Source organism: Streptomyces sp. NPDC051907, from assembly GCF_040681075.1.
Taxonomy (GTDB): domain Bacteria; phylum Actinomycetota; class Actinomycetes; order Streptomycetales; family Streptomycetaceae; genus Streptomyces.
Genome location: NZ_JBFAYB010000086.1, coordinates 25,926 through 37,057, shown reverse-complemented (window position 1 = coordinate 37,057; position 11,132 = coordinate 25,926). Strand labels below are relative to the sequence as shown.

General features: G+C 72.2%; 7 protein-coding genes and 1 pseudogene. 5 read left to right on the top strand and 3 right to left on the bottom strand.

Annotation, left to right across the window (positions count from 1 at the left end; translation table 11 throughout):
- The 4 genes and pseudogenes from AB0M39_RS32260 to moeZ all read left to right on the top strand — a co-directional run.
- Window positions 1–796: pseudogene (locus AB0M39_RS32260) on the top strand (hypothetical protein); the annotation flags it as partial.
- 159 nt (window positions 797–955) lie between these two features.
- Window positions 956–1,915, top strand: coding sequence for an NAD-dependent epimerase/dehydratase family protein (locus AB0M39_RS32255; RefSeq protein WP_365370017.1), 960 nt, complete (start codon window positions 956–958; stop codon window positions 1,913–1,915).
- On the top strand, window positions 1,903–2,655 hold the full coding sequence (locus AB0M39_RS32250; RefSeq protein WP_365370015.1) for a spherulation-specific family 4 protein: 753 nt from the start codon (window positions 1,903–1,905) through the stop codon (window positions 2,653–2,655). The genes AB0M39_RS32255 and AB0M39_RS32250 overlap by 13 nt, the downstream gene beginning before the upstream one ends.
- A 78-nt stretch (window positions 2,656–2,733) precedes the next feature.
- The gene (gene moeZ, locus AB0M39_RS32245; RefSeq protein WP_365370013.1) at window positions 2,734–3,912 is read left to right on the top strand and encodes an adenylyltransferase/sulfurtransferase MoeZ; all 1,179 of its coding nucleotides are present in this window, start codon (window positions 2,734–2,736) and stop codon (window positions 3,910–3,912) included.
- Window positions 3,913–4,057: 145 nt separating this feature from the next.
- Here moeZ and AB0M39_RS32240 read toward each other — a convergent pair whose 3' ends face one another.
- The 3 genes from AB0M39_RS32240 to AB0M39_RS32230 all read right to left on the bottom strand — a co-directional run bounded on the left by AB0M39_RS32240 (window position 4,058) and on the right by AB0M39_RS32230 (window position 10,486).
- Window positions 4,058–5,650, bottom strand: a complete 1,593-nt coding sequence (locus AB0M39_RS32240) for an alpha/beta hydrolase (RefSeq protein WP_365370011.1) — start codon at window positions 5,648–5,650, stop codon at window positions 4,058–4,060.
- 85 nt (window positions 5,651–5,735) lie between these two features.
- On the bottom strand, window positions 5,736–7,310 hold the full coding sequence (locus tag AB0M39_RS32235; RefSeq protein ID WP_365370009.1) for an alpha/beta hydrolase: 1,575 nt from the start codon (window positions 7,308–7,310) through the stop codon (window positions 5,736–5,738).
- Between the two features lie 209 nt (window positions 7,311–7,519).
- Window positions 7,520–10,486, bottom strand: coding sequence for a lysylphosphatidylglycerol synthase transmembrane domain-containing protein (locus AB0M39_RS32230; RefSeq protein ID WP_365370007.1), 2,967 nt, complete (start codon window positions 10,484–10,486; stop codon window positions 7,520–7,522).
- Between the two features lie 203 nt (window positions 10,487–10,689).
- Here AB0M39_RS32230 and AB0M39_RS32225 point away from each other — a divergent pair, with 203 nt between their 5' ends.
- Window positions 10,690–11,040 (top strand): MGMT family protein, encoded by a 351-nt coding sequence (locus AB0M39_RS32225; RefSeq protein ID WP_365370005.1) that lies wholly within the window; start codon window positions 10,690–10,692, stop codon window positions 11,038–11,040.
- Window positions 11,041–11,132: the final 92 nt, after the last annotated feature.

The window sequence follows — 11,132 nt, the reverse complement described above, 5'->3', positions numbered from 1 at the left end:
CAGTGACGGAACTGGGTGGCTTGCGTCACTGGCTGCTATTTTCGGATGGGCGTTCGCTGGATGGGGTACAACTCTCTACTGGTGGGCAGGGATCCACGCCACGGCCGTCGCGCTGGTGCTCTGTCTGCGCCGCGGGCCGCTGCGTGCCGCCGTCCGCACCGCCCGCTCAGTGGGTTCCGCACGTCTATGGACGCTCTTCCTCCTCGCGTACGCGGTGGCAGGCGACGGGCTGCTCGCCGAGATCGTCGCCGGCGGCCCCGACGGGCCCTGGCCCGTGACCCCCGCGCCGCTCCTCGGCCTCGCGTTCGCCGTCGCCCCCGCCGCCTGGTGCGCACGCCTCTTCTCCGTGCACGCCCGGCGCAGGCTGGACGGCAGCCGCGGACTGGAGGAGTTCGCCTCCGGCGTGCGCCCCCTCTTGATCGGCGCCGCAGCGCTGTACGGCTGCGCCCTCGCCGCGCTCGTCGTCCTCGGCGCGCTCGTCTTCCCGCACCACGCGCTGGTCCCCGCCTTCGCCCTCGGCGCCCTGCTCTTCCTCGCACGGCTGCTCGTCGTCCACGGCTTCCCCGAATCGGCGTCCGTCGGCCTGGCCGCCGCCTGCGCCGTCGAGGCCGGGGTCCTCGCGCTGCTGCTCGCCGGACGGCTGCCTGGCTGTGGCTTCCTGGCGAGCCCCCTCGAGGCCGTCGTCGCTGCCTGGGGGCCCGGCGCCGTCCCCGCCCTCGCCTGCGGCGGCGCCGCCGTCGCCCTGTTCGCCCACGCGACCTCGGCCCTGTCCCGAGCCTCGGCGCACACCACCTGACCTGCGACCCGCCAGCTCCCGCGGAGCCGACACCGCGGGCGCACCCGGCACCCGAACCGGCACCCGAAACCGGCGCCTACGGCAACACCCCTAAGGAGAAAGCGACATGACCCCCCAACCCCCAGCTCCGGCTCGTCGGCCCCGAAGGGCGGCCGCGCGATGAGGGTGCTCCTGCTCGGTGCCAATGGATTCCTCGGCCGCTTCGTCGCCGACCGGCTGCTCGCCGACCCCGCCGTCCACCTCACCGCCCTCGGGCGCGGCGACGACGCCGACGTACGCTTCGACCTCGCCGGCGGCAGCCCGGGCGCGCTCACCCGCTTCCTGGGCGCCGTCCACCCCGGCGTCGTCATCAACTGCGCGGGCGCCACCCGCGGCGGCGCCCGCGAGCTGACCCGGCACAACACCGTCGCCGTCGCCACCGTCTGCGAGGCCCTGCGCCGCAGCGGCTGCGGCGCCCGCCTCGTGCAGATCGGCTGCGCCTCCGAGTACGGCCCCTCCCAGCAGGGCTCCTCCACCGCGGAGGACGCCGTTCCGCGCCCCGGCGGCCCCTATGGAGTGAGCAAGCTCGCCGCGACCGAGCTGGTCCTCGGCGCGGGCCTGGACGCCGTCGTCCTGCGGGTCTTCTCGCCCGTCGGCCCCGGCACCCCGGCGGGCTCCCCGCTCGGGCGCCTCGCCGAGGCGATGCGCCGCGCCATGCAGTCCGGCGACGGCGAGCTCAAGCTCAGCGGCCTCGGCGTGCAGCGCGACTTCGTCGACGTACGAGACGTGGCGCGCGCCGTGCATGCCGCCTCGCTCTCCGCCGCGCAGGGCGTCGTCAACATCGGCACCGGGCGGGCCGTCCGGCTCAGGGACGCGGCCGCCGTCCTGGCCAGGGTCGCCGGCTACGCGGGCGCCCTCCACGAGCTCGACGCGCCCGCGGGGCGCACCGCCATCGGCGCCCCCCGCTCCGAGTCCGTGCTGGAGCACCTCAGCGCGACCCCCGCCCCGTACCCCGACGGCTGCGGCGGCTGGCAGCAGGCAGACGTGCGGACCGCCCGCGACCGGCTCGGCTGGCGGCCCCGCATCAATCTCGAGGAGTCCCTCGCCGACATCTGGATGGAGGCGGCATGTCGCATCTGACCACCGCGGACACCCAGCTCTCGGCGACCGGCGCCGACCGGCTCGGCTTCGGTGTCCCCGGCTACGCGCACCCGCTGCTCGCCCCGGTCGAATGGGCCGAGCTGACCCGCCCGGGGACCCCGCTCCACTGGGTCGTCCTCAACGTCGCGAACGGCCCCGGCGACCGCCCCGACCCGCACTGCCTGGAGGCCGCGGGCCGGCTGCGCAACGCGGGCGTCCGCGTCCTGGGCCATCTCGACGCGGCCCATGGCTCGCGCGCCTTCGGCGACCTCGTCTCCGACGCGCACCAGTTCCTCGACTGGTACCGCGTCGACGGCTTCCTGCTGGACCGCTGCCCGACCGACCGCGCCGACCTCCCGCAGGTACGGCGTACGACGGCGACGCTGGAGGCGGTGCTGGACGGCGGGCACCTGGTGCTCGGCCACGGCGAGCACCCCTACCCCGGCTATGCGGAGGCCGCCGACCAACTGGTCACCTTCAGCGGCCCATGGGCCGACTACCGCTGGTCGCAGGTGGCGGAGTGGACGGCGGACTACCCGCCGGAGCGCTTCGCCCACTTCGTCCACGGAGTGCCGCGCACACACCTGGAGGAGGCCACCCGGATCGCCCGCTGGCAGGGCGCCGGGACGATCTTCTTCACCGACCATGGGGAGCGAGACGGGCATAACAGCCCATTTACGTCCCTGCCCGGTTACTGGGACGAATTCGTCTCGCAGATCGGACCGGGTGTCTCGGAATGAAGGGGGGCGTGGCAGTGTTACGGGGACAACGACCATCGATTTGTGCCCCGCGCACGCGGGGATGACCCTGGAGTGCCCGTGTCGCTGCCACCCCTGGTCGAGCCAGCTGCTGAGCTCACCGTTGACGAGGTCCGTCGGTACTCACGTCATCTCATCATCCCTGATGTCGGGATGGACGGGCAGAAGCGCCTGAAGAACGCCAAGGTGCTCTGCGTCGGCGCCGGCGGCCTCGGCTCGCCCGCCCTCATGTACCTGGCCGCGGCCGGTGTCGGCACGCTCGGCATCGTGGAGTTCGACGAGGTCGACGAGTCGAACCTGCAGCGCCAGATCATCCACAGCCAGGCCGACATCGGCCGGTCCAAGGCCGAGTCCGCCAAGGACTCGGTGCTCGGCATCAACCCGTACGTGAACGTGGTCCTGCACGAAGAGCGGCTCGAAGCCGAGAACGTGATGGACATCTTCAGCCAGTACGACCTGATCGTCGACGGCACGGACAACTTCGCCACGCGCTACCTGGTGAACGACGCGTGCGTGCTGCTCGACAAGCCGTATGTGTGGGGCTCGATCTACCGCTTCGACGGCCAGGCCTCCGTCTTCTGGTCCGAGCACGGTCCCTGCTACCGCTGCCTCTACCCGGAGCCCCCGCCGCCGGGCATGGTCCCCTCCTGCGCCGAGGGCGGCGTGCTGGGCGTGCTCTGCGCGTCCATCGGCTCCATCCAGGTCAACGAGGCGATCAAGCTGCTGGCCGGCATCGGCGAGCCGCTGGTCGGCCGACTGATGATCTACGACGCCCTGGAGATGCAGTACCGCCAGGTCAAGGTCCGCAAGGACCCCGACTGCGCGGTCTGCGGCGAGAACCCCACCGTCACCGAGCTCATCGACTACGAGGCCTTCTGCGGCGTCGTGTCCGAGGAGGCCCAGGAGGCTGCGGCCGGCTCGACGATCACTCCCAAGCAGCTCAAGGAGTGGATCGACGAGGGCGAGAACATCGAGATCATCGACGTCCGCGAGGTCAACGAGTACGAGATCGTCTCGATCCCGGGCGCGAAGCTGATCCCGAAGAACGAGTTCCTGATGGGAACGGCTCTTCAGGCGCTCCCGCAGGACAAGAAGATCGTCTTGCACTGCAAGACGGGTGTCCGCAGTGCGGAAGTCCTCGCGGTGCTCAAGTCCGCGGGCTTCGCGGACGCGGTGCACGTCGGCGGCGGCGTGATCGGCTGGGTCCACCAGATCGAGCCCGAGAAGCCGGTCTACTGACCGCGGCGCCCATAGGCGGCGACGCCCGCCGCTGACGGCGACTTGGCCTTCAGGCCCCGGATCGCGACACGGTCCGGGGCCTGACCCCTGCCCGGCGCCGGGCAGGCGAGAGGCAGGCACCGGGCAGGCGCCGGGCAGGCGTCGCCTACGAGCAGGTCTTGCCGTTCGACGGGACCTTGCCGTCCAGCAGATACGCGTCCACCGTGCTCGTCACGCACGAGCCGTTGCCGTATGCGCCGTGCCCCTCGCCCTTGTTGGTGAGCAGCACGCCGACGCCCGCGCCCAGCTCGTCCGCCATCTTCTGCGCGCCCTCGTACGGCGTCGCGGGGTCGCCCGTCGTGCCGACGACCAGGATGGGGGCCGCGCCCTCGGCGGAGACCTCGGGCGTCTCCCACTCGCCCTTGACCGGCCAGTCGGCGCACCAGCCCGCCAGGTCCCAGGCCAGATACGGGCCGAAGACCGGCGACGCCTTCGTGAAGTCGGCCAGCAGCCTGCTCTTGACGTCGGCGGCCGTCACCCGGCCCTTGACGTCCGCGCAGGATATGGCGCGCTGCGAGTGGTTCTGCGTGCCGTAGTGGCCGTTCTCGTCGCGGTCGTTGTACGACTCGGCCAGCTGCAGCAGCCGGGTGCCGTCGCCCTTCTCCGCCTCGTTCAGCGCATCCGTCAGGATCGGCCAGTTGTCCTGGGAGTACAGCGGCACGATGATCCCGGTGAGCGCGAGGCTCTGGGTGAGGGTGCGGCCCTCGTCGGTGGGCAGCGGCTTGCGGTCGAGCTGCTCGAGCAGTCGCACGACGCGCGCGGTGCCGTCCTTCGCGCTGATGTCCCGGCTCTTGAAGTAGTTCTCCAGGGCGCGCTGGAAGCCGACGGCCTGGTTGCGCGAGTGCCCGGTGTAGTCCGCGGTGGGGTCGACGACGGCGTCCAGGACGAGCCGGCCGACGTTCTCCGGGAACAGGTGGGCGTAGACGCCGCCCAGCTCGGTGCCGTACGAGAAGCCCAGGTAGTGCAGCTTCTCGTCGCCCAGCGCCTGGCGCATCAGGTCCATGTCGCGGGCGGCGTTGACGGTGCCGACATGCGGCAGCACACGGCCGGACCGCGTCGCGCAGCCCGCGCCGAAGGCCGTGGAGTCGTCGAGGTAGGTCTTCTCCTCGGCGGCCGTGTCCGGGGTGAAGTCGACGCGGAGGGCCGCCTCGGTCTCCTTGTCGCCCCGGCAGACCACCGCGTCGGACTCGGCCACTCCGCGCGGGTCGAAGCTGACCAGGTCGTAGCGGCTCTGGAGGGTCTTGAAGCCCTGCCCGGCGCCGGGCAGGGCGCCGACGCCGGAGCCGCCGGGCCCGCCGAAGTTGAACAGCAGGGAGCCGATCCGCTTCGACGTGTTCTCGGCCTTCGCGCGGATCAGGGCGATGCCGATCGTGTCGCCGGTGGGCTTGCGGTAGTCGAGGGGCGCCTTGAGCGTGGCGCACTGCCACTCGCCGCCCGGCGCCCTCGCATAGCTTCCTTGCGCCTTCACCGGGGCCTTGCAGGCCTTCCAGTCGAGCTTCTGGCCGGTGAGCGAGGCAGGCAGCGCCGGCAGCTTCGGCTCGTCCGGCTTCGGCGCGGCCTTCGCGGGAGAGGACGGCGCGGCGCTGCTCTTGCCGTCGTCCCTCGATCCGTCCCCCTCCCCGCTGTCGCAGCCGACGGCCAGCCCGGCGAGCAGCGCGGCAGCCGAGGCCAGAGCTCCCGCCCGTACCCGATATGTCATCTTGTGCCCCCCAGGCTTCGAAGATTGTTTCGATATCTTAGGTGGGGCGGCCGAGGGGGCGCTTTGCCTGTGGATAACTTCCCGGCTAGCGGCAGACGGTGCCGTCGGCGGGCGGCTTGCCGTTGAGGAGGTAGGTGTTCACGGCCTTCTGCACGCACCTGCTGCCGCCGTTATAAGCGCCGTGCCCCTCGCCGTCGTAGGTCACGGTGACGGCGACGCCCTTGCCCAGAGCCTGGGCCATCGCCTTGGTGCCCTCGAACGGGGTCGCCGGGTCGCCGGTCGCGCCGACGAGCACGATCGGGGGCGCGCCGGGGGCGGAGACGTCGGGGTGGGCCCAGACGCCCGGGACCGGCCACTCGGTGCAGCCCAGCAGGCCCCAGCCGAGCGAGTCGCCGAAGACGCGGGACGCCTGGCGGAACTCCGGCAGCGCGGCCCTCGTGTCCTCCAGCGAGTAACGCTCCTTGTAGTCGACGCAGTTGATGGCCGAGTTGGCCGCCTGGATATTGCTGTAGTGGCCGTTCTGGCTGCGTCCGGTCATGGCGTCGGAGAGGGCGAGCAGCAGCGCGCCGTCGCCGCCCTCCGCCTCGTCCAGGCCCTGCTCCAGCAGCTCCCAGTACTCCCGGGAGTACAAGGACTGCACGATGCCGTTGGTGGCCTGGCTCTGGGTCAGCATCCGGTCGCCGATGCCGGGGATCGGCTTGTCGTCGAGCCCCTGGAGGAAGCTCATGATCCAGTCCTGGATCTCGCGCGAGGTGGAGCCCGGGAGCAGGCAGTCGTCGCCTCTGCGCACGCAGTCCTCGGTGAAGTGGTCGAGCGCCAGCTGGAAGCCCTTGGCCTGGCCGAGCGCGCCGCCCTTCGCGCTCTTGGTCGGGTCGACGACGGCGTCGAAGACGGCCCGGCCGACGTTCTTCGGGAACAGGTGGGCGTAGACGCCGCCCAGCTCCGTGCCGTAGGAGATGCCGAAGTAGTAGAGCTTGTCGTCGCCGAGGACCTGGCGCATCAGATCCATGTCGCGCGCCGCGTTCTCCGTGCCGACGTAGGGGAGCTCGCTGCCGGAGTTCTGCTCGCAGGCGTCGGCGAAGTCCTTGAGGCTCCCGGTGAGGGTCTTCTCCTCCGCGGCGTCGTCGGGCGTCCAGTCCTGCGCGAAGTACGCGTCCAGCTGCTTGTCGTCCTCGCACTCCACGCCCACGCTGCGGCCGACCCCGCGGGGGTCGAAGCTGACCAGGTCGTAGCGGGTGCGCAGAGTGCCGTAGTCGGCCGCGGCGGACGGCAGGGTGGAGACCCCGGAGCCGCCGGGCCCGCCGAAGTTGAAGATCAGCGAGCCGATCCGCTTGTCGGTTTCGATGGCCTTGGCGCGGATCAGGGCGAGCTCGATCGTCTCGCCGTCGGGATCGTCATAGTCGCGCGGAACGTCCATGAACGAGCATTCCCACTGGGTCCCGCCCGGCAGCGGGGAGGGCGCGGGCCCGCCGCCCTCGGCCTCCGAGGGCGCCCGGCACTGCTGCCACTCGAGCTCCTGCTGGGCCAGCGCCGTCAGCCCCTCAGCCCCTCCGTCGTCCTTCTCCTTGGCCTGGCCGCTGTCGCTGGAGCATCCGGCGAGTGCCAGCAGCACGGCGGCGGAGGCGAGGGCGACGGCGCGCGGAGGGGACGTATGGGGCATGGGCACCATGGTGCTCCGGTCGAACAAAGACCGCCTGTTCGGACGTTCCATGCGGGTGGCAGCCGGGTGACGGCCGGGGCGGCAGCACGCGGCAGGGCGGGGTCGTACGGCTTCCGGGGGAAAGGGCGGCGGACGGAGGCCTGGCGCCCACCTCGACCGCTATAGCGCGCTCATCGTGCGCGGCCGCGGGACGGGGCGTACGGCTCCGCCTACAGCGAGCCCTTGCGGGTCAGGTGGTTGAAGGCGAACCACCCCGGCAGGACCGGCAGCCATAGCGTGAGCGTCCGGTACAGCAGCACCGCCGGCGCCGCGACCTCGTACGGCAGCCCGGCCAGGAGCAGACCGCCCAGCAGGGCGGCGTCGACCGCGCCCACGCCGCCCGGAGTCGGCGCCGCCGAGCCGAGCGCGTTGCCCGCCAGGAAGACCACGGCGATGCTCGCGTAGCTCAGCGTCTGGTTGCCGTCGTCGAAGGCCCTGATCGAGGCGTCCAGGCACATCACGAAGGCGCCGGTGAGCAGCAGCATCCCGCCGATGCCGGTGAGCAGCTTCACCGGCCGCTGGAGCACGTCGAGCATGCGCGGCACGACGCCCGCGAAGAGCGAGCGCAGCCGGGTCGAGACGAACTTCCGCAGGAAGGGGATCGCGGTCACCACGAGCACGAGCACCGCGACGGTCAGCAGGCCCGCGATCACCGTCCTCGAGGGCGCGACCGACGCCGTCTTCTCCGTGCCGGTCAGATAGCCGAAGGCCAGCAGCAGCATGATGTGCGCGCCGAGCCCGAAGAGCTGGGACGCGCCGACGCTGGCCACGGCGAGCCCGGGCCGTACGCCCGAGCGCTGGAGGAAGCGGGTGTTCAGCGCGACGCCGCCGACCGCCGCCGGGGCGACGATCTTGACGAACGAGCCGGCCACCTGCGCCACCACGGTCTGCCGGAACGCCACCCGCTCGGGCACGAAGCCCAGCAGGCTCATCGCCGCCGCGAGGTAGCTGATCGCGGAGAAGACGAAGGCGCCGGCCACCCAGCCCCAGTGCGCCTGGTCGAAGACCGTGGCGAAGTCGATGCCCGCGAGCTGCGAGAGCAGGAAGTACGCGGCGATCGCGCCGGCGATGATGCTGACCAGCGTGCGCGGCCTGATTCGCTCCAGACGGACCGGCTCGACCGGCGCCTGCGGGCGGATCAGCAGCACCTGCTGGCGGATCTGGGAGAGCAGGTCCTCCTCGCGCGCCTCGTCCATGGCTTCGTCCATAGCGCGCTTGTCGGCCTGTCGCTCCAGCCGCTCGGACTTGCGCGCCGCCTTGCGGTCGTCGCCCTTGCGCTCGTCGCCCTTCCGGTCGACGGCGACGACGCCCTCGTCCGCCGCCTCGGCGGCTTCCGTACGAGCCCGCTTGGCGGCGGCGGACGCCTCCAGCACGGCCTCCCGCTCGCGCTCGGACCGCTCGCGGGCGAGCCTGCGCAGCGTCGCCCGGGTCGAGCGGCTGAGCGCGATCGGCTGGAGCAGCGGCAGACAGTCGGCGATCGCGTCCGGGCCGAGCACCTCGACCGCCGCGGCCACCGCGCGCTGAGCGCCGACCCGCAGCCCCAGGGTGGTCAGCAGCTGCGCGATGTCCATACGCAGCACGATCTCGCCGGCCGCGATCTCGCCGCCGCGCAGGTCGGTCAGGATCACCTTGCCGGAACGATCCACCAGGATCGCGTCGCCGGTGAGCCGCCGGTGCGCGATGCGCCGCGACTGCAGGGCCTTCACCTGGCGCCAGGCGCCGCGCACCACGTCGTCGGTGATCTGGTCGTCCTCCAGGGAGTCCAGACTGTGGCCGCCGAGGTGCTCGTACACCAGCATCACGGCGTCGGGGCCGAGCTCCGAGGTCGCGATCAGCTTGGGGGCGTTCGCGCCGGCGGCGATGGCCGCGTACGCCAGCAGCGCCTCCTGCTCGAGCGCCTGGCGCAGCGACTGGATGGAGCGGCGGGTGGTGATGGAGCGCAGGGTCAGCCGGCGCCAGACCCGGTAGAAGAAGCCCTGGGCCTGCTGCTCGCGGTCGACGACGGTGACGTCCAGCGGCGGCCCGTCCTCCAGGGAGACCAGATAGCGCCGGCCGCGGTCGCCCTGTTCGGCGGAGGTGGCGCCGGAGGAGCGGGAGGAGTCGACGACGTCCTCCTCGGCGCGCATGGCGGTCACCGGGCGGAAGCCGACATGGCGCAGACCGGCCAGCAGGTTCTGGCCGGTGGGGCGTACGTTCGGCGAGCCGACGGTGTACAGGGTGCCGTACGCGACGGTCCAGCCGATCAGCACGGTGAGGATGATCGAGAAGGCTGTGGTGTAGCCGGCGACGAGCATCGCGAAGGCGTCGAGCAGCAGCACCGCCCACAGCACCACGCGCCAGCGCGGTCTGCGGGCCATGCCGACGGCCGTCATATAGGCGATGACCGGCGCGAGATAGCCGTGCACCGGGTCGGTGAGGCCGCCGCCCTGCGGCTGGGTCAGCGCGTCCTGGAGGGTGCCCGGCGCGCCCTTGGCGACCCATAGGTCGGTGGCGAGGGTGACGCCGTGCGCGAGCACGGCGGCCAGGACGCCGTCGGCGATGCGCAGCCCGTCGCGTTTGACCAGGCGCTCGATGGCGAAGGCGACGGGGACGAGCAGCACGGCGATGCTGGACGCCAGACCGGCGATCTTGACCACCAGGTCGGGGGCGTTCCCGGTGCCCTTGTTGATGTCCTGCTCGAGGCCCGAGGTGGTGCCGTGGGCGAACGCGGCGACGGCGAGAACGACGGCGATGGCGAGGACGCCGATGAGCAGCCGCATCAGATCGGAGGGGCGGTGCACGCGGGCGGCCAGCAGCGGCTCGTCGCCGGAGACGCGGTCGGCGCGGATCACGGCGTCGGACGCGTCCAGGGCGTCGACGTCCTCGGCGCTCGTGGCGCTCTTGGCGTCCTTGGTGGCCTTGGTGTCCTTCGGGTCGTTCGCGCCGCCGGCGTCCTGATCGGCCTCGCCGCCCTCGGCGTCAGCCGCCCGGCTGTCGGCGTCGGAGCCCGCCTTGGCCGCGGGAGGGGCCTCGCCGTCCTCCTGGCCGGAGTCGGCGTTCTCTCCGCCGGCCTGCGCGGCGGGTGCATTTGGGTACGAAGCGGGCGCGTCCGGGTGCGACTCGGGCTCAGAGGTGCTCGCCGCCTGAGGAGGCTGCACGCCCTGCTCCTTCGCCGTCTCGGTCTCTTCTTGATCTCGTATCACCAGTCACCGCCCGCATGATGGTGGCATGAGCGAACGACAGAGGGGGGCATCAGGGTGTATTGCGGGGGCGTGAGGTGAGCAACATACGTCGCTTTGTTATCTGACGCCCGTTCTGCCTGGCCGGGGCGTTGTCGGTGCGGTGGGGCAGGATGGGTCGGATGGATGAGCTGCCGGAGTACGCGGAGCGGGTGCTCGAGGTCGCCGAGCTGATCCCGGCCGGCCGCGTGATGACGTACGGCGATGTCGCGGAGTGGCTCGGCGAGGGCGGTCCGCGCCAGGTCGGCCGGGTGATGGCGCTGTACGGCGGCGCGGCGCCCTGGTGGCGGGTGGTCCGCTCGGACGGGGTGCTGCTCGTCGGCCATGAGCTGCGCGCCCTCGGCCACTACCGCACCGAGGGCACCCCGCTGCGCGAGGCCGGGCCCAGCGCCGAGGGCCACGTGCCGCGCCTCGACATGAAGCGCGCGCGTTGGGACGGCGGCGGTGGTGCGGTCGACGGCGCTCACATATGACAGCTTCCGCCTTTCGGGGGTCGCGCGGGGACTCGGAGGCCCGTAAGGGGTACGGGACGGACTCGCTGCGCCCCCGCCAGGCGCTGGCGTAG

What these genes read in the sequence shown, in the direction of transcription:
- AB0M39_RS32255 (WP_365370017.1), top strand. Translation starts at nt 956, where the DNA reads ATGAGGGTGCTCCTGCTCGGTGCCAATGGATTCCTCGGCCGCTTCGTC.
- AB0M39_RS32250 (WP_365370015.1), top strand. Translation starts at nt 1,903, where the DNA reads ATGTCGCATCTGACCACCGCGGACACCCAGCTCTCGGCGACCGGCGCC.
- AB0M39_RS32240 (WP_365370011.1), bottom strand. Translation starts at nt 5,650, where the DNA reads ATGACATATCGGGTACGGGCGGGAGCTCTGGCCTCGGCTGCCGCGCTG.
- AB0M39_RS32235 (WP_365370009.1), bottom strand. Translation starts at nt 7,310, where the DNA reads ATGCCCCATACGTCCCCTCCGCGCGCCGTCGCCCTCGCCTCCGCCGCC.
- AB0M39_RS32225 (WP_365370005.1), top strand. Translation starts at nt 10,690, where the DNA reads ATGGATGAGCTGCCGGAGTACGCGGAGCGGGTGCTCGAGGTCGCCGAG.